Source organism: Methylobacillus draconifructus, from assembly GCF_045984385.1.
In the GTDB taxonomy this organism is placed as follows: Bacteria; Pseudomonadota; Gammaproteobacteria; order Burkholderiales; family Methylophilaceae; genus Methylobacillus; species Methylobacillus flagellatus_A.
In genome coordinates, this window is the sequence record NZ_JBJQIJ010000003.1 from 72,234 (window position 1) to 95,811 (window position 23,578).

General features: G+C 59.3%; 18 protein-coding genes. 15 read left to right on the top strand and 3 right to left on the bottom strand.

Going from position 1 to position 23,578, the window contains the following annotated elements:
• Together ACKF11_RS06730 and tilS are read left to right on the top strand one after the other, a co-directional pair.
• Positions 1 to 990, top strand: a complete 990-nt coding sequence (locus tag ACKF11_RS06730; RefSeq protein WP_405029488.1) for an acetyl-CoA carboxylase carboxyltransferase subunit alpha — start codon at positions 1 to 3, stop codon at positions 988 to 990.
• Positions 991 to 1,075: 85 nt separating this feature from the next.
• Positions 1,076 to 2,383 (top strand): tRNA lysidine(34) synthetase TilS, encoded by a 1,308-nt coding sequence (gene tilS / locus ACKF11_RS06735; protein WP_510338914.1) that lies wholly within the window; start codon positions 1,076 to 1,078, stop codon positions 2,381 to 2,383.
• 27 nt (positions 2,384 to 2,410) lie between these two features.
• On the opposite strand, the gene ACKF11_RS06740 is transcribed toward tilS, so the two are convergent.
• Positions 2,411 to 3,037, bottom strand: a complete 627-nt coding sequence (locus tag ACKF11_RS06740; protein WP_407996446.1) for an arylesterase — start codon at positions 3,035 to 3,037, stop codon at positions 2,411 to 2,413.
• Positions 3,038 to 3,039: 2 nt separating this feature from the next.
• Between ACKF11_RS06740 and ACKF11_RS06745 the strand changes: the two genes are divergently transcribed.
• The 6 genes from ACKF11_RS06745 to ACKF11_RS06770 all read left to right on the top strand — a co-directional run bounded on the left by ACKF11_RS06745 (position 3,040) and on the right by ACKF11_RS06770 (position 11,951).
• Positions 3,040 to 3,726: an ABC transporter ATP-binding protein gene (locus tag ACKF11_RS06745; protein WP_407996447.1), complete on the top strand. Its 687-nt coding sequence runs from the start codon at positions 3,040 to 3,042 to the stop codon at positions 3,724 to 3,726.
• Positions 3,723 to 6,230 (top strand): ABC transporter permease, encoded by a 2,508-nt coding sequence (locus ACKF11_RS06750; RefSeq protein WP_407996448.1) that lies wholly within the window; start codon positions 3,723 to 3,725, stop codon positions 6,228 to 6,230. Before ACKF11_RS06745 ends, ACKF11_RS06750 begins: the two co-directional genes overlap by 4 nt.
• Positions 6,231 to 6,442: 212 nt before the next feature.
• Positions 6,443 to 8,785, top strand: coding sequence for a TonB-dependent receptor (locus ACKF11_RS06755; RefSeq protein ID WP_407996449.1), 2,343 nt, complete (start codon positions 6,443 to 6,445; stop codon positions 8,783 to 8,785).
• A 29-nt stretch (positions 8,786 to 8,814) separates the two neighbouring features.
• Positions 8,815 to 10,233, top strand: a complete 1,419-nt coding sequence (locus ACKF11_RS06760) for a sigma-54-dependent transcriptional regulator (protein WP_407996450.1) — start codon at positions 8,815 to 8,817, stop codon at positions 10,231 to 10,233.
• A 98-nt stretch (positions 10,234 to 10,331) separates the two neighbouring features.
• The gene (gene purT / locus ACKF11_RS06765; protein WP_407996451.1) at positions 10,332 to 11,534 is read left to right on the top strand and encodes a formate-dependent phosphoribosylglycinamide formyltransferase; all 1,203 of its coding nucleotides are present in this window, start codon (positions 10,332 to 10,334) and stop codon (positions 11,532 to 11,534) included.
• 3 nt (positions 11,535 to 11,537) lie between these two features.
• Positions 11,538 to 11,951 (top strand): group II truncated hemoglobin, encoded by a 414-nt coding sequence (locus tag ACKF11_RS06770; protein WP_407996452.1) that lies wholly within the window; start codon positions 11,538 to 11,540, stop codon positions 11,949 to 11,951.
• A gap of 63 nt (positions 11,952 to 12,014) precedes the next feature.
• Here ACKF11_RS06770 and ACKF11_RS06775 read toward each other — a convergent pair whose 3' ends face one another.
• Entirely contained in the window at positions 12,015 to 13,370 is a 1,356-nt protein-coding gene (locus ACKF11_RS06775) for a DEAD/DEAH box helicase (protein WP_407996453.1), read from the bottom strand.
• Positions 13,371 to 13,414: 44 nt separating this feature from the next.
• The gene (locus tag ACKF11_RS06780; protein ID WP_407996454.1) at positions 13,415 to 14,791 is read right to left on the bottom strand and encodes a DEAD/DEAH box helicase; all 1,377 of its coding nucleotides are present in this window, start codon (positions 14,789 to 14,791) and stop codon (positions 13,415 to 13,417) included.
• A gap of 346 nt (positions 14,792 to 15,137) precedes the next feature.
• On the opposite strand from ACKF11_RS06780, the gene typA reads away from it, so the two are divergent.
• From typA to ACKF11_RS06815, 7 genes are all read left to right on the top strand, one after another.
• Positions 15,138 to 16,946, top strand: a complete 1,809-nt coding sequence (typA, locus tag ACKF11_RS06785) for a translational GTPase TypA (RefSeq protein ID WP_407994061.1) — start codon at positions 15,138 to 15,140, stop codon at positions 16,944 to 16,946.
• Positions 16,947 to 17,195: 249 nt separating this feature from the next.
• Positions 17,196 to 18,917 (top strand): tetratricopeptide repeat protein, encoded by a 1,722-nt coding sequence (locus tag ACKF11_RS06790; protein ID WP_407996455.1) that lies wholly within the window; start codon positions 17,196 to 17,198, stop codon positions 18,915 to 18,917.
• A 272-nt stretch (positions 18,918 to 19,189) separates the two neighbouring features.
• Positions 19,190 to 20,512, top strand: a complete 1,323-nt coding sequence (locus tag ACKF11_RS06795; protein WP_407996456.1) for a DNA recombination protein RmuC — start codon at positions 19,190 to 19,192, stop codon at positions 20,510 to 20,512.
• A gap of 5 nt (positions 20,513 to 20,517) precedes the next feature.
• Positions 20,518 to 20,697, top strand: coding sequence for a hypothetical protein (locus tag ACKF11_RS06800; RefSeq protein ID WP_287110344.1), 180 nt, complete (start codon positions 20,518 to 20,520; stop codon positions 20,695 to 20,697).
• Positions 20,694 to 20,945, top strand: coding sequence for a molybdopterin converting factor subunit 1 (gene moaD / locus ACKF11_RS06805; RefSeq protein WP_407996457.1), 252 nt, complete (start codon positions 20,694 to 20,696; stop codon positions 20,943 to 20,945). The genes ACKF11_RS06800 and moaD overlap by 4 nt, the downstream gene beginning before the upstream one ends.
• Positions 20,946 to 21,395 carry a molybdopterin synthase catalytic subunit MoaE gene (moaE, locus tag ACKF11_RS06810; protein WP_407996458.1) on the top strand — a complete coding sequence of 150 codons (450 nt, stop codon included), beginning with the start codon at positions 20,946 to 20,948 and terminating at the stop codon, positions 21,393 to 21,395.
• 38 nt (positions 21,396 to 21,433) lie between these two features.
• Positions 21,434 to 23,578, top strand: a complete 2,145-nt coding sequence (locus ACKF11_RS06815; protein ID WP_407996459.1) for a Lon protease family protein — start codon at positions 21,434 to 21,436, stop codon at positions 23,576 to 23,578.

Genomic DNA, 23,578 nt, shown 5'->3' on the forward strand with positions numbered 1-23,578 from the left:
ATGAACGCCAAAACCAACAACGTGAAAACCAGCTTCCTCGAGTTCGAGCAGCCGATTGCCGAACTGGAAGCCAAGATCGAAGAGCTGCGCTATGTGCAGGATGATTCCGCATTGGATATCTCGGAAGAGATCGAGCGCCTGCAACAAAAGAACAAGACCCTGACAAAGGATATCTACGCCAAGCTCACCGCCTGGCAGATTTCCCAAGTGGCGCGCCATCCGCAGCGGCCTTACACCCTAGATTACATCCGCGGCATCTTTACCGATTTTGAAGAGCTGCATGGCGACCGCGCTTTTGCGGATGATCCCGCCATCGTGGGCGGCATCGCCCGTTTCGAGGGGCAGCCGGTGATGGTGATCGGCCACCAGAAGGGCCGCGACGTGAAGGAGCGCCAGTACCGCAATTTCGGCATGCCGCGTCCTGAAGGCTATCGCAAGGCTTTGCGCCTTTACCGCCTGGCCGAGAAGTTCAGGCTGCCGATTATCACCCTGATCGATACGCCAGGCGCTTATCCCGGCATCGGTGCCGAGGAGCGTGGCCAGTCCGAGGCGATCGCGCGCAACCTTTATGTGATGGCGGAGCTCACTGTGCCGATTATCGGGGTGATCATCGGCGAAGGCGGCTCGGGAGGCGCATTGGCGCTGGGCGTGGTCGACCACCTGATGATGCTGCAATACTCCACTTATTCCGTCATTTCGCCCGAAGGCTGCGCCTCCATTCTATGGAAAAGCGCCGACAAGGCATCGGAAGCCGCAGAGACGCTAGGCATTACCGCAGCGCGCCTCAAGACGCTGGGCCTGGTTGACCGTATCGTGCCCGAACCCATGGGTGGCGCGCACCGTGCGCCGGAAGACATGATGCAGAACCTGCGCCGCGCCCTGGCTGACGAACTGGCCCATTTGCAGGTCAAGTCGGTAGACAACTTGCTGGAGGCGCGCCATGAGCGCCTCATGAGCTATGGCAAGTTCAAGGAAGTCCCTGTCAAGTAAGCCCTTATCCGGGAATGAGGGAAAACCTCCCCGTTCCCGCGATCCTGCCACCTCATCCACTTGCGTATCCGAGCTGATGCGCCGGATGGGTAGTTTTATTTCATCCCATACCAGGCCAGGACAGCATTTGCTGCTCGCATTCAGCGGCGGGCTGGATTCGCGCGTGTTGCTGCAGTTGCTTGTGCAAGCCAGGGCAAATCATGATTTCGTACTGGAAGCCATGCACGTGCATCATGGCCTGAGCCCGAATGCGGACCAGTGGGCCGAGTTCTGTGCGGCAGAGTGCCTCAGGCTGGAAGTGCCATTCCATTGTGCGCATGTGCATGTCGAACAGCAGTCTGGCATGGGCATAGAGGCGAGCGCCAGGCGGGCACGGTATGCTGCCTTGCTGGCCCACCACGCTGATTATGTGTTGTTGGCGCACCATCAGGATGACCAGGCCGAGACCTTGCTGCTGCAGTTGCTGCGCGGGGCCGGCGCCAAGGGGCTGGCAGGCATGGCGATGCACGACCCGTCCCGCAGGCTGCTGCGCCCCTTGATCGATGTTTCCCGTACCGAGCTCGAAGCGTATGCCAGGCAAGCCGGCTTGCAATGGGTGGAAGACGAAAGCAACCTGGATATGCGTTATGACAGGAATTTCTTGCGCCATGCAGTTTTTCCAGTTTTAGAACAGCGTTATCCTGCTGCGAAAAGCACGTTAGCCCGCTCAGCCATGCATATGGCTGAGGCGATGGCTTTACTGGATGAGCTTGCAGCGCTGGATGCTGCGACCGTGATCGCGGATGGCAAGGTCAATGTCGAGAGTCTGGGCATGTTGTCCGGCCAGCGCGCGCGCAACCTGCTGCGTTGGTGGCTGGCCTCATATGGCTTGCCGATGCCGGGATTGCCACGGTTGCAGGAGATGTTGCAGCAGCTGCAACATGCCGGTGACGAGGCTATCATCAAAGTCCGGGTGCATGAAGCGAATTACCTGCGGCGTTACCGCGGCTGGGCCAGCCTGAGCGTGGAGCCGCCTATTCCAGATCGGGCCGGTTTGCAGTGGCAGGGTGAAAATAGCCTGCTTTTGCCCGCGAACGGTCAATTGCTGGCCCGGTATGATGTTGCGAACGGCTTGGCCATGTCACGATTGCAGGGACGCAAGCTCGGCATACGCTACCGCAATGGTGGAGAGCGTTTCAAGCCTGATGCCAAGCGCCCGACCCGTACGCTCAAGCAACTCTACCAGGAAGCCAATATCGCGCCATGGCTGCGCGAACGCCTGCCGTTGGTTTACCTTGATGACGAGTTGGTGTTGGTGCCGGGGATCGGGGTTACAGAAGGTTGGCAGGCAAGGCCTGGCGAGCAGGGCATGATGCTGGATTGGCAGCCCCTGCAGCCGGGTTCGCCATACTGACGCATAAGGAGAAGCAGCGCGGCTGTGCTAGGCCGGCTTGCCGGACTTGAGCAGCGGCTCCAGCTGCTTCCAGACGTTTTCCAGGATGGCTTCCTGGGCATTGGCTTTGGGGTGCAGCCCATCCTGCTGTGTGAACTCGACCTTGCCGGCGACGCCCTCCAGCAGGAACTCGACCAAGGGCAGCTTGAATTCTTTTGCCAGCGCTGCATAGCTGGCAGTGAACTCTCGCGTGTATTTAGGGCCATAGTTCGGTGGAATCATCATGCCTACCAGCAGCACTTGCGCCTTGGCTTCCTGGCCGGACTTGATCATGCCGGCAAGGTTGTTGCGCATCTGGGCGACAGGCAGGCCGCGCAGGCCGTCATTGGCGCCTAGCTCCAGGATAACGATACCTGGCTTGTGCTGAGCGAGTGTTGCCGCAATACGACTAACCCCGCCGCTGGTGGTTTCCCCGCTGATGCTGGCGTTGACGACCTTGTAGCCGGGGTATTGCTGCTTGAGGCGATTTTCCAGCAGGGCTACCCAGCCTTGCTCGCGCGGAATGCCGTAAGCTGCGGAAAGGCTGTCGCCATAGACCAGGATGGTGGCGGCATGCGCGGTGTTGGCCACCATGGCGCAGGCAAGACTGAATAACAATATGAAACGGAACATCATTGATGCAAACACCTTTGGCAGTTGAAGCGGTTAATCTCGACAAATATATAGAAAACGGGGCGGGCAGGCTCGATATTTTGCAGTCGCTCTCGTTCCAGGTGGCAGCCGGGGAGAAAGTCGCCATTATCGGCAGCTCGGGCTCGGGCAAGTCTACATTGCTGAGCCTGCTTGCAGGCTTGGACAGTCCCAGCGGCGGAAAAGTGCTGGTCAACGGCACCGAGATCAGCCACCTGGACGAAGACGGGCGGGCTGCCATACGCGGCAAGAGCATGGGGTTCGTATTCCAGTCGTTCCAGTTGCTGCCATCGCTCACGGCTTTGGAAAACGTCATGCTGCCCTTGCAGCTGGCCGGCCGCAAGGATGCCAGGGAAAAGTCCAGCGCCGCGCTCGAGCGAGTCGGGCTTGGACACCGTCTCTCGCACTACCCGCGCCAGATGTCCGGCGGCGAGCAACAGCGTGTTGCGATAGCACGGGCTTTTGCGCCGCAACCCGCCATCCTGTTTGCAGACGAGCCGACGGGTAACCTGGACGAGCATACCGGCGAGCGCATTATTGAATTGCTGTTCGGCCTGAATGCCGAATCCGGCACGACCTTGATCCTCGTGACGCATGATATGCAGCTGGCATCGCGCTGCCAGCGCAGGCTGCGCCTGCATGATGGCCAATTGCACGAAGAGAGTGACGCATGATGGCCTTCCTGATTGCCTGGCGCCAGTTGCGCAGCCAGTGGGCGGCTGGCGAGGTGCGCGTGCTGGTCTTCGCCCTCGTACTGGCCGTGGCTGCCACGACCTCGGTCGGCTTCTTTACCGACCGTATCGAGTCCGCCCTGGTGCGGCAGGGCGGCATGCTGCTGGGCGGCGACATATTGGTCGCCGCGGACCATGCCATCCCGGATCGCTATATCGATGAAGCCAGGCAGCGCGGCTTGCAATCGACGCATGCCACCGAATTTCCCAGCATGGTGCTGCATGGTGATGATAGTCAGCTAGCCGAGATCAAGGCGGTGGGGGAGGGCTTCCCCTTGCGCGGCGAATTGACGGTATTGCAGCGTCGGGTTGAGCCGGCCTTGATGCTGACGGGCGGACAAGCCGCAACTGGGATACCGGCGCCGGGTACGGTCTGGATAGAGCCGCGCCTGGCTTCCAGGCTGGGCGTGAACGTGGGCGACAGCCTGGAAGTGGGCGAGCGCAATATGCAGGTTTCCGCCATCCTGCAACGCGAGCCGTCGCGTGGCGGGGACATGTTCAGCATTGCTCCCCGCGTGATGCTCAATGCGGCAGACCTGGCCTCGACCGGGTTGATCCAGTTCGGCAGCCGGGTCAAGTACCAATTGTTGCTGGCCGGGGAGGCTGCCGAGATCGATGATTTCGCTGCCTGGCTCAAACCTGAACTGGAGCGCGGAGAGCAATTGCAGAAGGTCACCGATGCCCGGCCAGAGATGCGCAACGCCCTGGAAAAGGCACAGCAGTTCCTCGGTCTGTCTGCCATGGTGAGCGTGATCCTGGCCATGGTGGCGATGTTCCTTGCCAGCCAGCCCTATGTGCAGAAAAGCCTGGATAGCTACGCCCTCATGCGTTGCTTCGGCGCTTCGCGGCGTTTCATTTTCCGTATCCTCATGAGCCAGACCCTGCTGATCGCCGCTTTCGGCAGCGGCTTTGGGGTATTGCTCGGCTTTGCCGCGCAGGCCGGCCTGGCGGTGCTGGCGGACAGGTTGCTGCTGGAAACGCTGCCGGCGCCTGGCATCATGCCTGCCGTGTCTGGCCTGGCGGCGGGTTTTGCCGCCATGCTGGCCGTGGTCTGGCCGCATCTTGCGCGCTTGCGCGACGTGCCTGCCTTGCGCATCCTTCGGCGCGACCTGGGCGAGCAATATCAGGCGCATTGGCTGCATTTCGTCCCGGCCCTGCTGGTATTGGCTGGGTTGATCTTGTGGCAGGCGGGCGACGCAAAGCTGGGGGCCATCGTGCTGCTGGCATTGGCAGGCCTGTTATTGGCAGTCGCCTTGCTGGCCTGGCTCGGCGTGCGTCTGCTCGCACGCTTGCCGCAGAACGCGACCGGTTCCTGGCTGCTGGGCCTGGCAGCCTTGAAGCGCAGGCCGGGCCTGGCGGTAGCCCAGGTGCTGGGGTTCAGCCTTGGGCTGACGGCGCTGATTCTGCTGGCCATCGTCCGGAGCGACCTGCTGTCGAGCTGGCAGCAGACGTTGCCGGAGGATGCGCCGAACCGGTTCATCATCAATATCCAGCCAGAGCAGATTAGGCCGATCAAGCAGTTCTTCGACCGCAGCGGCCTTCATCATGTCGAGATATTCCCCATGGTGCGCGGACGCTTACTGGAGATCAACGGCAAGCCGCTGAACGTGGAGGATTACCAGGATGACAGGGCGCGGCGGCTGGCGGAACGCGAATTCAACCTTTCCTGGGCAGCTGACATGCAGCAGGATAACCAGCTGCTTGAGGGACATTGGTGGCAACCGTCGGAGCACGGCAAGCCCATGCTGTCGCTGGAGCAGGGGATCGCAAACGACCTGCACCTCAAGCTGGGCGATCGTTTGACCTATGATGTCGCCGGGACGCGGCTGGAACTGGAAATCACTAGCCTGCGCAAGGTGGAGTGGGATACCATGCGTGCCAATTTCTTTGCCGTGACGCCGCCAGGCGTGCTGGATAATTATCCTTCCAGCTATATCACCAGTTTCCACCTGCCAGGCGGCCAAGAACAGTTGCTCAATCAGCTGGTACGCGAGTTTCCCAATCTGACGGTGATTGATGTCGCAGCCTTGCTTGACCAGGTGCGCGAGATCATGAACAAGATGAGCCACGCGCTTGAATATGTGTTTGCCTTCAGTTTGTTGACCGGGCTGGCGGTGCTTTATGCTGCCCTGGTGGCCACTCGCGAAGAGCGCGTCAAGGAGGCAACGCTGTTACGCGTGCTGGGCGCTTCCAGGCGCCAGGTATTGCAGGCGCTCTGGACCGAGTTTGCCGTCATCGGCATCCTTGCGGCGCTGGTTGCCACGCTGGCGGCTGCCATCATGGCGTATTACCTCAGCAGCCAGGTGTTCAATATTCCTTACCAGTTCAACTTGCGGGGTGCCTTGGGCGTCATGGTGCTGGCTGCTTTGCTGGTGCCTGCCGCCGCATGGTTGGGCATGCGGCGCTTCCTCAACCAATCTCCGCGCGCTATATTGCAAAGTATATGAATGGGGTGGTTGTATACAGCCAATTTGGCTATATGCAACCACCATAATTGGTTGTTTATAACCGATTCAAACGAAGTTCTGATATTCTCTTTCACAGAAATCCATGAATACAATCACTTACCGCCTGCCTGAAATCCGGCATGAAACTTGATAGATGGAGATGCCGGATCATAAATATAAACCGGCGATCACAACAACTATGGAAGGATTGTATGTTAAAGAGAGAGAATCTGAGGTTGAGCACGGTTGCAGTGCTGGTTGCCAATGCCTGTATCAGCTTCCAGGCATATGCAGCAGATGCAACGCCTATCACTACGGATAAGGTCAACGTGGTGGGCACGACGCCGCTGCCTTCGCTCGGTCTGCCATTGGCGCAAGTGCCTGCAGGCATCCAGCTCATCACCGGCCCTCAAATGCAAAAGCAGCGCAGCGTCACGATTGCAGACTACCTGCAAAACAATGTGCCTGCGGTCAATGTCAACGATACGCAGAATAATCCTTTCCAGCCGGATATCAGTTTCCGCGGCTATTCCGCATCCCCATTGCTGGGTACGCCGCAGGGCTTGTCCGTATACGTGGACGGCGTGCGCGTCAACGAACCGTTTGGCGATGTCGTGAGCTGGGACCTGATCCCGGTCAATGCGCTTGCCAATATGTCCTTGATCCCTGGGTCCAATCCGCTGTTCGGCTTGAATACCCTGGGCGGGGCCTTGTCCTTGCAAACCAAGAGCGGCCGCGACAACCAGGGTGCTGCCCTGGAGGCCAGCGTTGGCTCATGGGGCCGCAAGACTGGATCTGTCGAGTATGGCGGTGTTTCCGAGGACGGCTCGGTTGATTTCTTCATCACGGCCAATTCATTCCGTGAGGACGGCTGGCGCGACCATTCCCCGACTGATGTGCGGCAATTGTTCGCCAAGGTGGGCTGGCAGAATGAAACCACCAAACTGGACCTAAGCTATACCGGCGCCGACAACGACATGATCGGCAACGGACTGGTGCCGTCGGAAATGATGCGCGCGCTGGGTCGCGACACCATCCTCACCCGTCCGGACCAGACACGCAACACCCTGTCTTTCCTCAATCTGACCGGTTCGCATTGGTTCAATGATGAAGTGATGCTGAGCGGCAACGTCTATTATCGCCAGTCCAGGACCCGTACCTTGAACGGGGATGGCAACGATGACGTGGATGATAATGATTATATGGCGGACTGTAGTAGTTTGACTAACCCCGAAGATGCCGAGGAGTCATGTGCAGGCGCCCTTAATCGTAGCCGTGCACGTAAGGACAGTTATGGCTTTACTACTCAGTTGAGTTTCAACCAGGATTGGTTGCAAAAGAAAAACCAATTCATCGTTGGGTTCGGTTTTGATCAGAGCAAGACACGGTTCAGCCAATCGACAGAGTTTGGAAACTTGACGTCAAGCCGCGGCGTAAACGGCATTGGTTTGTTTGGCGATGAAGGCGAGGTTGAACTGACAGGGCGCACGCGTACCTGGAGCCTGTTTGCAACTGATACCCTGTCGCTCAACGACTTCTGGCACTTGACGATGTCCGCTCGCTATAACCATACCAAGGTGGAGAATCGAGATCATCTTATTCCTGATACAAGTAACGATGAGTCATTGTCTGGCGATCACAGTTTCAACCGCATCAATCCGGCAATCGGCCTGAATTTCACGCCAACCAAGGATTGGACGTTCTATGGTTCCTACAACGAAGGCAGCCGCGCGCCGACCGCTATCGAATTAGGGTGCGCCAATCCTGAAGAGTCTTGCAAGCTGCCTAATGCGATGGCGGGTGATCCACCTCTGAAACAGGTGGTGGCGAAAACCTACGAAGCAGGAGTACGTGGCAATTTGACCGAGGACTTGCGCTGGACGGCCAGTGTGTATCGTGCGCAGAACTACGACGATATCCAGTTCATCTATGTACCTGGAACTAACGGCAGGGGCTACTTCGACAATGTGGGTAAAACCCGACGCATGGGCTTGGACACCAGCCTGATGGGCAATCACGGCGGTTTCAACTGGATGCTGGGCTATAGCTACATCAAGGCGACCTATGAGAGCGATCTTGAGTTGGTCAACGAGGTGAATACCACCGCCTCTGGTGGCAGCATCAACGTCAACAAGGGTGATCGCCTGGCTGCCATTCCTGCCCACCGCCTGAAGTTCCGTGGTGAATATGCCATTACGCCGAAGTGGAGCATAGGAACCAATGTCCTGATGTTCTCCGATCAATATGCCCATGGCAACGAAAACAACAAGGACCAGGGAGAAGGTGCGAAGCTGGGCGGCTACACCATCGTTAATCTGGATACCCGCTATAACTTCGGCAACGGCTGGCAATTGTTTGCCAAGGCCATCAATATTTTCGATCGCGAATACAGCAGTGGCGGCATGATCGGGGAATCCTATTTCCTGGCTGACGGCACTTATGATGGCGGCGAAGATCACCGGGCGAGCTTGCGGGCTCCTGGTGCTCCACGCGCAGGCTGGGTAGGCGTGCGCTGGGAGTTTGGTGGTCCCAAGAATTTAGTATCTTCCAACTAAGCTAAGTTGTATTAAGGAGTGACCTCGCGATGCAGGAACAGGTAGCTGGGCAGGATCAGAAGTTTCAGGTCGGACGATCTGGGCCCAAGGTACGTGTCCTGCTCGTCGAGGATGAAGTGATTTTTGCGCGTGCTGTGGCCAAGCGGCTACAGCAGGCGGGATATGACTGCGAGCATGCCGCCACGCTTGAAGAGGGGCGTGAGCTTGTGCGGCAGATGGCGCCTGATCTGGTATTGCTGGATATGCGCCTGCCCGACGGCAACGGCCTGGATTTATTGCCAGAGCTGGTCGCCAAAGGCATTTCCGTGATTTCCATGACGGCCTACGGCGAAGTGGCGGATGCAGTGTATGCAATGAAGCTGGGGGCAACCGATTACCTCAAGAAGCCGGTGGATCTTGATGAGCTGCTCCTGACGATAGAAAAGGCGCAAGCTGCCACCCAATTAAAACATCATCTCGATTATTCGCGGCAGCGCAACATGCATGCTACCGAAGGCGTCGAGCTTCTGGGCGACAGCCCCGCCATGAGCAGCGTGAAGGCGCAAATAGAGCGCTTTGCGCAGCTGGTGGCTTTTTCCGATGCCATTCCGCCAACCGTATTGATCCAGGGGGAAACCGGCACGGGCAAGGACGTGGCCGCACGGTTGCTGCACTTGTCATGTGCGAACAGCGACCGGCCTTTCGTGCATGTGGATTGCGCTTCCTTGCCTGCCGAGTTGATCGAGAGCGAGTTGTTTGGCCACGAAAAAGGCGCTTTCACGAGTGCGCAAGGCTCCCGTTGCGGCCTGATCGAGGCCGCCGAGGATGGCACCCTGTTCCTAGACGAGATCGGCGAGTTGCCGTTGGCCCTGCAGGCAAAACTGCTTAACGTGCTGGAAAGGCGCATGGTGCGCCGGCTTGGCTCGACCAAGGAACATCCCGTGCTGGCGCGGTTCGTGGCCGCAACCAACCGCGACCTGCACCAAATGGTGCTGGAGGGCCGTTTCCGCTCCGACTTGTTCTACCGCCTCAACGTATTGACCATGAACATGCCGCCGTTGCGCGAACGCGGGGATGACATCCTGCTGTTGGCCAAGCATTTTGCCGCTCAAACCGAACGTCGCTACGGGTTGCAGCCGCGGCCGTTCTCCGTGGACGCCAGCCAGATGATCCGCGATTACCACTGGCCCGGGAACGTGCGCGAGCTCAAGCACCAGGTGAGCCGTGCCGTGTTGCTCAGCCGCGAAAGCCAGATCATGCCGCATGACCTGGCCTTGCCGGGGAGCATACAGGCCGAGCAGGCCATGGCGATCCCGGAGCGTGGCGTCACCCTGGAATCCGCAGAAAAAGTGCTGATCGAGAACGCGCTGCGCCAATCCAACAACAATGTGTCGGAAGCCGCCCGCCAATTGGGCATCACCCGCATGGCGATGCGTTACCGCATGGAGCGTCACGGCATCAAGATTTGAGCGTGCAGGGTATCGTCTGGCGCTTGCCTGAACGGCGTCAATGCGCTGCTCGTGGTATCATTCCGGGCATTTCCATGCTATTCAATTCCGGAGTGTTCATGAAGATCGGTACCCCTCTCAGTCCTGTTGCCACGCGTGTCATGCTGCTTGGCAGCGGGGAATTGGGCAAGGAGGTGATCATCGCCTTGCAGAGGCTGGGGGTCGAGGTGGTTGCAGTTGATCGTTACCAGAACGCACCCGGCCACCAGGTCGCGCATCGCGCTTATGCCATCGACATGACGGACCCCGTTGCCTTGCGCGAGTTGATCGACAAGGAAAATCCCCACCTGATCGTGCCCGAGATCGAGGCGCTGAACACCCGGTTATTGGCCGAGGTCGAGTTGGCCGGGCAGACCCGCGTGGTTCCCACCGTCAAGGCCGTGCAGCTCACCATGAATCGTGAAGGCATACGCCGCCTTGCTGCGGAGGAGCTCAGGCTGCCGACTTCGCCTTATGCGTTTGCCGATAGCGAGCAGTCGTTGCGGGCAGCGATTGAAAGCGGCATCGGTTATCCCTGTTTCATCAAACCCACCATGTCGTCGTCCGGCAAGGGTCAATCCCGCATCACTTCCCCCGAGCAGATTGCCGCCGCCTGGGAATATGCCGCCACGGCCGGACGGGTGAACCAGGGTAAGGTGATTGTCGAAGGGCAGATCGATTTCGACTATGAAATCACCCTGCTGTCCGTACGCGCCTTGAATGCAGGGGGCGAAGTTGAGACGAGCTTCTGCGAACCTATCGGCCATTTGCAGGAAAAGGGCGACTATATCGAGAGCTGGCAGCCGCAGCCCATGACGGCATTGGCATTGAAGCGTGCGCAGGAGATTGCACGGGCGGTGACCGAAAGTCTGGGAGGGCTGGGCTTGTTTGGGGTCGAGCTGTTCATCAAGGGCGACCAGGTATGGTTCTCCGAAGTCAGTCCGCGCCCGCACGATACCGGCATGGTGACGATGGGCAGCCAGCGTTTCAGCGAGTTCGACCTGCATGCGCGCGCTATTCTGGGCTTGCCGGTCAATGTCAGCTTGAGCCGGCCCGGGGCCAGTGCCGTGATTTATGGCGGGCGGGACAGCGGGCAACTCGTGTTCGAGGGCGTCGAGCAGGCGTTGGCCGTTCCGGAGGCCGATGTAAGACTGTTCGGCAAGCCGGAGTCATTCGAGCGCCGCCGCATGGGCGTGGCGTTGGCGACGGCCGACAATGTGGAAGAAGCACGTGAACGCGCACGCAAGGCGGCAAGGCTGGTCAGAACGCACGATGGAATTTGAGATATGCTGGACAAGATAGGCGAGCCGGGGAGCAGCAAGGCTACCCTGTTCGAATCGCTGGGCGGGACGGAGCAGATTCGCGCCATCGTGGAGCGCTTTTACGACATCATGGATACCGACCCGCGCGCTGCGGGAATTCGCGCCATGCATACGCCAGACCTTGCCTCTGCGCGCGAGAAGCTGTTCATGTTCCTGACCGGGTGGACCGGCGGGCCACAGCTTTACATGGAGCGTTACGGGCATCCCCGGCTGCGCATGCGGCATATGCCATTCCCGATTGATGAGTCCGCCCGCGACCAATGGATGTATTGCATGGTCAAGGCCATGCACGATACCGGCGTGGACGAGGCCATCATCGAGAAAATGGGGGCTGCGCTTTATGGCGTGGCGGACTTCATGCGCAACCGCGAAGGTTAGCCCAGGATGATTTGCAGGATTGTCTGAAGGTAATAAAAAAGGCGCTGGATGCGCCTTATTTTATTACTTGCGATTCAACCCGCCGAGCAGGGCGGGAATCTCCTTCTTCGACTTTTCCCGGGAATGCATGGGCTTGGGCGTCGGTGCATCTGTGGAAGGCTCATATGGCTTGAAGAACCATTCATCTTCTTTATTGCGGGCTGTTTGGCGCTGGCGCGGCGCAACGCTGCCTGACTTCTGCCGCTGGGTTTCCTGGCCACGGCGTGAAGGCTGGAGAACAGTGGCCTGTTCCTTCGGCAATTCGCGCTTGATGAGCTTCTCGATTTCCTTGAGGAATTTCTCCTCCTCGCTGGCCACCAGGGAAATTGCGATGCCGGATGCGCCTGCGCGGCCGGTGCGGCCGATGCGGTGTACGTAATCCTCGGCGGCGCTGGGCAGTTCGTAGTTGATCACCATGGGGAGCTGGTCGATATCGAGGCCGCGTGCGGCCACGTCGGTCGCCACCAGTGCCGTGATCTTGCCTTGCTTGAAGGCGTCCAGCGCCTGGATACGCTCAAGCTGGCTCTTGTCGCCATGAATCGCACCCGCGGCAATGCCCTCACGCTCCAGATGGCGTGCCAGGCGGCTCGCGGAGAGCTTGGTCTTGGTGAAGACGATGACCTGCATCGCCTCCTTGCGCAGCAAGTCGGCCAGCACGTGCTGCTTGTGCTCGCTTTCCACCAGCAGGATTTTTTGCGTGACGTTTTCGGAGGTCGCGTTGCTGCGGGCGACTTCGATCAGCGTCGGCTTGGTCAGGAACTCTTCGGAAAGCTTCTTGATTTCAGGCGAGAATGTCGCTGAGAACATGAGGTTCTGCCGTTTTTTCGGCAGCAGCGCGAGGATGCGCTTGAGGTCGGGCATGAAGCCCATGTCCAGCATGCGGTCGGCTTCGTCCAGCACCAGCATCTGCACCTGGCCCAGTTGCACCGTGCGTTGTTCGACATGGTCAAGCAGGCGGCCCGGGGTGGCCACCAGGATTTCCACCCCTTTCATGAGATAGGGCGTCTGGGTCTTGATATCCACTCCGCCGAAGACAACCAGCGAACGCAGCGGCGTATGCTTGGCATACGTCTTGACACTTTCCTCGACCTGGATCGCAAGTTCCCGCGTAGGGGCAAGGATCAGCGCGCGTACCGGGTGCCGCGCAGGTGAGGCGCTGCTACTGGCGAGCGGCAGCAGTTTCTGCAACAAGGGCAGGGTAAAAGCCGCCGTTTTGCCAGTGCCGGTTTGCGCGCCGGCCATCAGGTCGCTGCCTTCCAGCACGACGGGAATAGCCTGAGCCTGAATCGGAGTCGGCGTGGTGTAACCCGACTCATCCAGTGCTTTCAGTAACTCGGGCGCCAGGTTGAGTGATGCAAAGCTGGTAGTGTCTGTATTCACGTTGTCTTCAGGTTGAGTGTTCACAAGTTAACTATACAAAGCGATTAGGCAAAGCTGCGCGGGCGGCGTGCCGGACGGTCGCCATCGTGACGCTTGGCTGGTCCGCGGTTGGCGTCAGGGCGGCCACTGGCTGCCCGGTCGCCGAAGGTGCGGCCTTCCGAACGGTTGCCGTCGCGGTTGCCAAAACCTTGGCCGCGCGACTTGTAGCCGCCGCCATTGCCGCCTGGACGCTGGCCGGGGCGGCCGCTGCGGGGCTTGTCGTTGCGGTCCATGCGCGGGGCAGGCCGCTTGGGCTCCAGGCCTTCGATCACGGAAATTTCCAGGCGTTGGCCGGTATATTGCTCGATTTTGCGCAATTGGTGCCTATCCATATGCGAGGCGAAGGAGAGCGCCACGCCGGTATTGCCTGCACGTCCGGTGCGGCCGATGCGGTGCACGTAGTCCTCGGCAAACTTGGGCAGGTCGTAATTGATGACGTGGGTGATGCCATGCACGTCGATGCCGCGGGCTGCGACGTCGGTAGCCACCAATACGCGCACGTCGCCGTGACGCAGCTTGGTCAGGGTGCGGTTGCGCGCGCCCTGGGTCATGTCGCCGTGCAGGGCTGCGGATTTGTGACCGGCGGCGTACAGGTCTTCTGCCAGCAGGTCGGCATGGCGCTTGGTGGAGGTGAAGACGATGGCCTGGTTCACTTCAGGCGCGATCAGCAAATGCTCGAGCAGCTTGTTCTTGTGCGCCATGTCGTCCACGAACAGCAACTTCTGCTCGATATTGGCATGTTTTTCCTTTTGTGCCGCGATCTGGATCACCTTGGGCTCCTTGAGCAGAGTCTTGGCGATATTGGCGATCTGGCCTTCGAAAGTGGCGGAGAACATCAATGTCTGGCGTTCGCCCGGCAAGGCGGAGGAAATGCGCTCGATATCCGGCATGAAGCCCATGTCCAGCATGCGGTCGGCTTCGTCCAGGATCAGCATCTGCAGGCGGGACATGTCGATGCGGCCGCGCTCCATATGGTCGAGCAGGCGGCCTGGCGTGGCTACCAGGATATCGATCGGCTGAGACAGCAACTTGTTCTGCAATGGATAAGGCATGCCGCCGACGATGCTGACGGTGCGGGCACGCAGGAACTTGCCGTACTTGCGGGCCGCCTCGTTTACCTGTGCAGCCAGTTCGCGTGTCGGGGTCAATACCAGGATGCGCGGGCCGCGGCTCTTGGCAGGATGCGGCGTGGCGAGCAGGTTGAGCGCCGGCAGGGTGAAGGCGGCGGTCTTGCCGGTGCCGGTCTGGGCGGAGGCCATGAGATCGTGGCCCTCCAGGACTTCAGGAATGGCCTGGGCCTGGATAGGTGTCGGGGTGTTGTAGCCAGCCTCGGTCAAGGCACGCAGGATGGCAGGATGTAGGTTCAAACTTTCAAAAGACACAAAATTCCCTTTCAAGGAAAACTGACGAGGCCTCGGAAAGGCCTCAAAAGGGCGCAAGCAGCCATAGTGAACTTGCCTTGTTGGCAGTATCAGTATCAGGCGCAATGACTAAATTTTTTTAGCATTCTTACCGGCGCACGGGCATAGCCACTAACCGGTAACAAAAGCAAGAGAGCCGTAAAATTGCACAGGCTTCGAGAGGCTAGGGCGATGAATCATCAACTCATAGAGAATTGAATCAGTCCGGCAGTATATAGCTTGTCCTCAATTTGTCAAAGGTTTTAACGCGGATTTAATCAAGTCTGTGTTAGAATCGCGCACTTTTTCGCAAATAGAGTAATCACACATGTCGCGCGCCCTCCGTAATATCGCCATCATCGCCCACGTTGACCATGGCAAGACCACCATGGTGGACAAGCTCCTGCAACAGGCGGGCACATTTGCCGCCCACCAGCAGGTTTCAGAACGTGTCATGGATTCCGGTGATATCGAAAAGGAACGTGGCATCACGATCCTTGCCAAGAACACTGCCGTCAATTACGAGGGCACCCACATCAATATCGTCGATACGCCGGGACACGCCGACTTCGGCGGCGAGGTGGAGCGCGTATTGGGCATGGTGGATGGCGTGGTATTGCTGGTGGATGCCGTTGAAGGCCCGATGCCGCAGACCCGCTTCGTGACCAAGAAGGCGCTTGCACTCGGCCTGCGCCCCATCGTGGTGATCAACAAGGTGGATCGCCCCGGCGCGCGCACCGACTGGGTGATCAACCAGACCTTCGACCTGTTCGCCAACCTGGGCGCTACCGACGAGCAGTTGGACTTCCCGGTCGTGTATGCTTCTGCGCTGAATGGATTTGCCACGCTGGACATAAGCAAGCCTTCCGACAATATGCGCCCCTTGTTCGAGACTATCCTGAGCCATGTGCAGCCTCCTGCGGGCGATAGCGACGCCGGGCTGCAGCTGCAAATTTCCGCGCTGGACTACTCTACCTATACTGGCCGCCTGGGCGTAGGCCGCATCCGCAATGGCCGCATCAAGCCCGGCCAGGTCGTTTCCGTCATGAAGGGCGATGAGCAAGTCGCCCAGGGCCGCATCAACCAGGTGCTGGGCTTCCGCGGCCTGGAGCGCGTACAGGTGGAAGAAGCCGAGGCCGGCGATATCGTCATCATTTCCGGTATCGAGGAAATCGGCATCGGCGTCACCGTGGCCGACCGCGACAATCCTGCCGGCCTGCCCATCCTTGCCGTGGACGAGCCTACCCTGACCATGGACTTCATGGTGAATACCTCGCCGCTGGCAGGCACCGAAGGCAAGTTCGTCACCAGCCGCCAGATCCGCGACCGCCTGAACAAGGAGCTGCTGACCAACGTGGCGTTGCGTGTTGAAGATACGGCCGATGCGGATGTATTCCGCGTTTCCGGCCGCGGCGAACTGCACTTGACCATCTTGCTGGAAAACATGCGCCGCGAGGGATATGAAATTGCCGTGGGCAAGCCTCGCGTGGTGTATAGGGAAATCGACGGCCAGAAGTGCGAGCCATATGAAATCCTCACGGTGGACCTGGAAGACGATTGCCAGGGCGCCGTGATGGAAGAGCTGGGCCGCCGCCGCGGCGAGCTGCAGAACATGGAGTCCGACGGCAACGGCCGCACCCGCCTGGAATACAAGATTCCGGCACGCGGCCTGATCGGCTTCCAGAGCGAATTCCTCACCATGACGCGCGGTACCGGCCTCATGGCGCATATTTTTGACGAATACGCCCCGGTGAAGGCGGATATGCCTGGCCGCCGCAATGGGGTGCTGATTTCTTCCGAACAGGGCGAAGCCGTGGCTTATGCCTTGTGGAAGCTGCAGGATCGCGGCCGCATGTTCTCTTCCCCTGGCGATAAGCTATACGAAGGCATGATCATTGGTATCCATAGCCGCGACAACGACCTGGTGGTCAACCCGATCAAGGGCAAGCAGCTGACCAACGTCCGCGCTTCCGGCACCGATGAAGCTGTGCGCCTGGTCCCGCCCGTGCAGCTCACCCTGGAATCCGCGGTCGAGTTTATCGATGACGACGAGCTGGTGGAAATCACCCCCAAGAACATTCGTATCCGCAAGCGCTACCTGCTGGAGCACGAGCGCAAGCGTGCCGCTAAGGACTAATCGTTCTTTATATCGGAATAAACCAAACCCCGGCTTGCCGGGGTTTTTTCTTTTCAAGGCCTGGCAATGGCGTCGTGTTTAAAATTGTTTCAAATTTGTAACAGAAACTATTGCCAGGGTGATGCCCCTTCATGCAGAATGCCTATAAATATACAAAATTGTATATATCCCGCACCGTGGGGAACGGTACGGTTTTGCATCAGCGGCCGATAGAGCCGCAATGCATATAATGAACTATGGAGATGTGGTATGAAGCAAGGTGTGCAGGCGGCCAGGCAGCCTGGCCAGGGCGAGGTTCATGCGCTTTTCAACCTATACAATACTGGCCAGTTGAATGCGGCGGAGGCGAGGGCGCGCGCATTGCTCAAGCAATATCCCGGGGCGCTGGTCGTCTACAACGTGCTCGGGGTCGCGCTTGAGGGGCAGGGCAAGCTCCAGGACGCGGTGCAGTGCTACCGCAAGGCGCTGGCCATCAACCCTTCGATTTCCGAGATGCACTTCAATCTTGGATCGGTGTTGTCCCAGCTCGGGCATGACGATGAAGCGGTCACCTCGTATCGGCGGGCTATCCAGATCAGCCCGGCTCTCGCGGTAGCGCATTTCAATCTCGGCGCCTTGTTGCAGAAAAAACACTCGCTTGACGAGGCGATCAAGCACTACCGCCAAGCCGTCGTGATCGAGCCGGGTTTTTTCGAGGCTTATGGCGCCATGGGCACCGCCTTGCAGCAGCAGGGCCATCTCGACGATGCGATTGCATGCTACCGCCAGTCGCTGGCGATTTCCGATCATGCGCAAGGACATTTCAACCTGGCGACCGCCTTGCGCGACCGCGGCGGATTGGAGCAGGCCATTTCGCATTACCGCCAGGCGATTGCCCTGCAGCCGAACTATGCCGATGCGCACAATAACCTCGGCGAGGTGTTCCGCGACCAGGGCAATATGGAAAACGCCGTGACCTGCTACCTACAGGCCTTGCGCATGAAGCCAGGCCACCGGGCGGCCTCCTTCAATATGGCGCAGTTCCTTTACGATGCCGGGCGCTTCATCGAAGCGATCCCCTATTTCGAGGATTCGCAGCAGGAAGACTGGCAAGAGAGAATCCTCTATTGCCTCTACAAGTCGGAGCAGTACGAGATATTCCGCCGCCGCTTGCTGCCCATGCTGGCAGCCAGGGAGCATGTCTCGCCTTTCCTCGCGACCTTGTCCACGCATTATGCGACCAACTTCCATACCGAGGATGCCTACCGCTTCTGCAAGCAACCCATGGATTTCATCTTTCACCGCAGCATCAAACCCTTGGCAGAGCCGGGCAGCGCTTTGCTGTCGCAATTGCTCGACGACATCCAGCTCACGGAAATCGCCGAGCGCAAGCAAGGCCGCCTGCATCATGGCATGCAGTCTGCCGGCAACCTGTTCAAGCGCAAGGAGGATTCATTCTGCGAGCTCGCAGACTTGATCCGCGCCGAAGTGTCGGCCTATGCGCAGGCATTCCAGGGCCGGGACTGCGACCTCATGCGGCACTTTCCCGAACAGGTCGAGTTCGCCAGCTCCTGGTACGTGCGCATGCGCCAGGGCGGGCACCTGACTTCCCATATCCACGAGATCGGCTGGCTGAGCGGCTGCGTCTACCTGGCGCTGCCGCGGCAGGTGGAGGGAGGCGACGACGGTTGTATCGAGTTCAGCACCCATGGCGACGACTATCCCAAGCTGCATGACGATTTCCCTGTGAAGACCATCAGGCCTTCGGTAGGCGATATCGTGCTGTTTCCATCCTCGCTCTTCCACCGCACCGTACCGTTTCACTCGGACGAGGAGCGCATCTGCATTGCGTTCGACATCAAGCCGTCGGCGCGGTTTTCCCAAGGCATGCTGAGCTTCAACAGCATGAAGGTCATGGCATTGGCAGCATTCAACCTGATTGTGGCCGAGATTGCGGAATTATCGGCCTGGTCATTGAGAGTATTCGTCTAGATCGTTTTCTGGCCGCCCCGGGCTTCTCCTTGCTTTCCCTGATCTGGTCCGGGAGGCCTTTTTTTGCTGGTTTTTTCTTCCTGCTGGGAAGCGCAATCCGGCCGCCAACTAAGAGCGGCTAACAAGACTCCGCGAAGCGATCCTGGCTAGGCGCTCTGCCGCAGACACTACAAGCAGTACGACAAGGCAGCGCAACAACGTCGGGAGAGTTTTGTTAGCTGCCTTAAAAGGTCAGCAGACGCCGGCGAGGGATGCGTTATAATTTCATCCCTATGATAGATATATTACCCCTCCTTGCCGCATTCGCCTCCCTGTTGCTCCTGCTCTGGCTCGCCTATCGCCAAACACGGGGCGGTGACGCCAACCGGCTGCTGCAGCAATTGGAGGAAAAGCATCGCGAGATGCTGCGCGATCTCAATGACGGTCTGAATAAACTGAGGGACCGCCTCAATCAATCTTCAAGTGAACAGGCAGAGCGCCTGCGTGCCGCGGTTGCACAAGAGCTGCAACAGACGCGCGATGCCATGAAGGCCTTGGAATTGAGCCAGATAGAAAACCTGGCGCAAACCCGCGAAACCATGCTGGAGCGCTTGCATGTCACGCTGGCCGAGCAGGGCAAGGCCGAGCAGGCATTGATCCAGGACACCATGCTCAAGGCCACGACGCAGCTCACAGGCAGTATCGAAGCCTTGACCAAGACGGTGGACGGCAGGTTGGAGCAGATTGGCGGCAAGGTGTCCGAACGCCTCGACGAGGGGTTCAAGAAGACCAACGATACCTTTGTGCGCGTCATGGAACGCCTGGCCACCATCGACGAAGCGCAGAAAAAGATCGACGGCTTGACCACCAACGTGGTGAGCCTGCAGGAACTGCTTGGCGACAAGCGCTCCCGCGGCGCTTTCGGCGAAGTGCAGCTTGAGGGCCTGGTGCGCAATGTATTGCCGGTGACCTCCTATGCCATGCAGCATGTGCTGAGCAACGGCACCCGCGTCGATTGCGCCTTGTTCCTGCCCGAGCCTACCGGCACCGTGGCGGTGGATTCCAAGTTCCCGCTGGAAAACTATCATCGCATGCTGGATCGCGACATTGCCGATGCGGAACGCATTACCGCGCAACGCCAGTTCAAAACCGATGTCAAAAAACATGTCGATGACATCGCCGGCAAGTACATCATCCCCAACGTCACTTCGGACGGCGCGGTGATGTTCGTCCCGGCAGAGGCGGTGTTTGCGGAGATCCACGCCTATCATCCCGACCTTGTCGATTACGCGATGAGCCGCAGGGTATGGGTCGTGTCTCCCACCACCTTGATGGCGGTGCTCAATACCGCGCGTGCCGTGCTCAAGGATGTGGAGACGCGCAAGCAGGTGCATATCATCAAGGACGAATTGGGCAAGCTTTCCAAGGAGTTCTCGCGCTTCGACGTGCGCATGAAGAAGCTTGCCGACCATATCCGCCAGGCGCACGAAGACGTGCAGGACGTGCACACCACCAGCCAGAAGATTTCGCGCCGCTTCGCGCAGATCGAGCGCGTGGAGCTGGAAGGCGAGCCGCAGGCCGGCCTGGCATTGCCCGACAACGATTTAGAGGAGTAAACAATATGAGCGATGAACAAGGCCTGATCATGCTGATCCAGCAATATGCCAGCAAGTTCGGCATCACCTTCAGTTCGAGCCTGATGGACAATGAAGAGCACAAGCAAAAATTATTGGTGCTGATGATGGATGCCATCAATGGCAAGCGCGGCCCGGTGACCGACCAGGACGTGACCGGCGCATGATCCAATTGCTGTATTTCGCCAGGTTGCGCGAAACGCTGGGTAGCGATGGCGAACGCCTGGACTGGCCCGAGCCTGATACTGTCTCCGCATTGAAGCACAAGCTGGCCGGGCGCGGCGGTGCCTGGCAGGAACAGTTTGCCGGCAACGCCAGCCTGCGTGCGGCCGTCAATCAGGAGCTGGTGCCGGATTCGGCGCTGGTGCAGCCGGGCGACGAGGTAGCATTCTTCCCGCCCGTCACGGGAGGCTGAATGACGGCACGCGTGCAGGAGCAGGATTTCGACGTAGGCGAGGAAATCACCCGCTTGCGTCTGCAGTACCCCCAGGCGGGCGCGGTAGTGTCGTTCACCGGTCAGGTGCGCGACCTGAATGACGGCAAATCGGTTGCCAGCCTGACGCTGGAGCATTATCCGGGCATGACCGAGAAATCGCTGGCCGCCATTATCGAGCAGGCAAGACAGCGCTGGCCGATTTTCGATGCGGTCGTGATCCATCGCATCGGGACGCTGCAGCCGCAGGCGCAGATCGTGCTGGTCGTCGTTGCAAGCGCACACCGGGGCGATGCCTTTGCCGCCTGCGAGTTCATCATGGACTATCTCAAGACCGAAGCGCCTTTCTGGAAAAAGGAAGCGACCCCGGAAGGTGAAAAATGGCTGGATTCCCGCGAAAGCGACCAGTCTGCGCGCGCGCGCTGGCAATAGCATTCCTGCAACCTCAACCCTGACAACATGCCCATCTGATGCTAAGCAAGCTGACACCGCAACAACTCAATATATCCATTCATCCGCACACCCTGGGATTCGATACCACCGCAGAATTGCTGCCGGATGACCGGCATGCGACACAATGGATAGGCCAGGAGCGTGCATTTGCAGCGGCTAGCTTAGGCTTGCGCATGCAGCATCCCGGCTACCATATGCTGGTGATCGGCGAGCCCGGTTCCGGCCGGATCTCGTTGATGAAGAGCCTGATGGAACGGGCGCTGGCGCAGCAGCCGGTGCCGCCGGACCTGGTATACCTGCTGAACTTCCAGCTGCCGGAAAAGCCAATCCTGTTGCGCCTGCAAGCAGGCAAGGGGAGCGAGCTGCGGCATTTGCTCGACCAATTTGCACGCAGGCAATTGCGGACCATTCCCGCCCTGCTGCAGTCAAGAATTCCGGGCGAGTCCCGGCATGGCAGCCCTGCAGCCGTTAGCCCCGAGGGCAATCTCAAGTCGTCTCTGGAGCAAGAGCTGGCGAAGATTCGCCAGCAAATAATGCCGGGCCTGCTCGAACCTGAACTGTTCGACCGCTGGTCAGCGCAGCTGGTGCAGGAAGTGCTCGATAATACCGAACTGTTCGCCTTGGCGGCCAATAACGAAACCGATGAAATGCAGGAAGCTTTTCTCGGGCGGTTTCGCGCCAATCTCCTGCTCAGCAACCACGGCCTTGCCGGAAGCCCAGTCATCTATGACGACGATCCCAGCCATACCTCGCTGTTTGGAGGCGTGGAGGCATCGGCTGACCATCATTTGGCGGATTTCATGCGCCTCAAGGCAGGCAATTTGTTGCGCGCCAACGGCGGCGTGCTGATCCTGCACCTGGAGGATATCCTTGGCGACCAGCAGGCAGGGGCGAACCCATTGCTGGAAAAGCTGGGGCGCGTATTGCGCAACCGCAAGCTGCAGATCGAGGATGCGGGCAGCGCCTCAGGCAATGCCGCATTGAATGCGCTGACGCCCGATGCCTTGCCGCTCGATTTCAAGCTGATCCTGGTGGCGAGCCGCGACGATTATTACCACTTGCACGAGCAGCATGTGCCTTTCCTGGAATATTTCCGCATCAAGGTCGAGTTCGCGGACAGCGCAAAAGCCACGCCCGATGTGTATCGCCAGGTAGCCGGCTATATCGCGCGTTGTTCGGCTGAAAACGGCTTGCCGCATTTCACTGCCGCCGCGGTAGCGCGTTTGCTCCAGGTATTGCACGAGTGGGAAGAGGACCAGTCCCGGGTCAGCCTGGCGCTTGGGCGCTTGCTGCCTTTGCTGCATGAGGCGGCGGCCTTGGCGTCACAGGGCGGCGCAGTCGATGCGGCAGAGGTCGAGCAGGCGTTGTCGGCAACGCGGCAGCGCCACGATTATGCCGAGGAGCAGATCAGGGATTCCATCCTCGACGGCGAGCTGAAGATAGCGGTGACGGGGCGCCAGGTAGGGCGCATCAACGGCCTGACCCATATCGACATGGGGGATGCCGCGTTCGGGTCGCCGGTGCAGATTTCCGCACGCTGCCATCCCGGCCGGCACGGCATCATCAATATCGACCGCGAGGTCAAGCTGACGGGGCCGCAACATGACAAGGGCATGTTCATCCTGCAGCACTGGCTGGCCGCCACGTTCGTGCAGCAGGCGCCTTTGTCGCTCAACGCTTCACTGGTGTTCGAGCAGGAGTATCACGGTGTGGAGGGCGATTCCGCTTCGTGCGCCGAGCTGTATGCCTTGCTTTCCAGCCTTTCTGGCCTGCCATTGGCGCAAGGCATCGCAGTGACGGGCGCATTGAACCAGCACGGCGACGTGCTGCCGATAGGCGGGATCAACGAAAAAATAGAAGGGCATTTCCGCCTGTGCGAAAAGCTGGGGCTAGACGGCCAGCAAGGCGTATTGCTGCCAGCAAGCAACCTGCGCCACGTGCTGCTGCATCAGGATGTCATCCGTGCAATGGCGGAGGACAGGTTCCATCTCTATGCCATGGAGCACGTGCTGGACGGGATAGAGTTGTTGACCGGGTTGGCTGCAGGCAGTGCGGATGCAGCCGGTGTTTATCCGGCCGATACTGTGCTTGGCCATGTGCAGCGCAGCTTGCAGGCATACCAGGACATCTACCAGCGTAATCACCACCCTACAGGCCGATAG

What these genes read in the sequence shown, in the direction of transcription:
- ACKF11_RS06760 (WP_407996450.1), top strand. Translation starts at nt 8,815, where the DNA reads ATGCAGGAACAGGTAGCTGGGCAGGATCAGAAGTTTCAGGTCGGACGA.
- ACKF11_RS06745 (WP_407996447.1), top strand. Translation starts at nt 3,040, where the DNA reads ATGCAAACACCTTTGGCAGTTGAAGCGGTTAATCTCGACAAATATATA.
- ACKF11_RS06750 (WP_407996448.1), top strand. Translation starts at nt 3,723, where the DNA reads ATGATGGCCTTCCTGATTGCCTGGCGCCAGTTGCGCAGCCAGTGGGCG.
- moaE (WP_407996458.1), top strand. Translation starts at nt 20,946, where the DNA reads ATGACGGCACGCGTGCAGGAGCAGGATTTCGACGTAGGCGAGGAAATC.
- moaD (WP_407996457.1), top strand. Translation starts at nt 20,694, where the DNA reads ATGATCCAATTGCTGTATTTCGCCAGGTTGCGCGAAACGCTGGGTAGC.
- typA (WP_407994061.1), top strand. Translation starts at nt 15,138, where the DNA reads ATGTCGCGCGCCCTCCGTAATATCGCCATCATCGCCCACGTTGACCAT.
- ACKF11_RS06770 (WP_407996452.1), top strand. Translation starts at nt 11,538, where the DNA reads ATGCTGGACAAGATAGGCGAGCCGGGGAGCAGCAAGGCTACCCTGTTC.
- ACKF11_RS06795 (WP_407996456.1), top strand. Translation starts at nt 19,190, where the DNA reads ATGATAGATATATTACCCCTCCTTGCCGCATTCGCCTCCCTGTTGCTC.
- ACKF11_RS06800 (WP_287110344.1), top strand. Translation starts at nt 20,518, where the DNA reads ATGAGCGATGAACAAGGCCTGATCATGCTGATCCAGCAATATGCCAGC.
- ACKF11_RS06740 (WP_407996446.1), bottom strand. Translation starts at nt 3,037, where the DNA reads ATGATGTTCCGTTTCATATTGTTATTCAGTCTTGCCTGCGCCATGGTG.
- tilS (WP_510338914.1), top strand. Translation starts at nt 1,076, where the DNA reads ATGGGTAGTTTTATTTCATCCCATACCAGGCCAGGACAGCATTTGCTG.
- purT (WP_407996451.1), top strand. Translation starts at nt 10,332, where the DNA reads ATGAAGATCGGTACCCCTCTCAGTCCTGTTGCCACGCGTGTCATGCTG.
- ACKF11_RS06815 (WP_407996459.1), top strand. Translation starts at nt 21,434, where the DNA reads ATGCTAAGCAAGCTGACACCGCAACAACTCAATATATCCATTCATCCG.
- ACKF11_RS06730 (WP_405029488.1), top strand. Translation starts at nt 1, where the DNA reads ATGAACGCCAAAACCAACAACGTGAAAACCAGCTTCCTCGAGTTCGAG.
- ACKF11_RS06790 (WP_407996455.1), top strand. Translation starts at nt 17,196, where the DNA reads ATGAAGCAAGGTGTGCAGGCGGCCAGGCAGCCTGGCCAGGGCGAGGTT.
- ACKF11_RS06755 (WP_407996449.1), top strand. Translation starts at nt 6,443, where the DNA reads ATGTTAAAGAGAGAGAATCTGAGGTTGAGCACGGTTGCAGTGCTGGTT.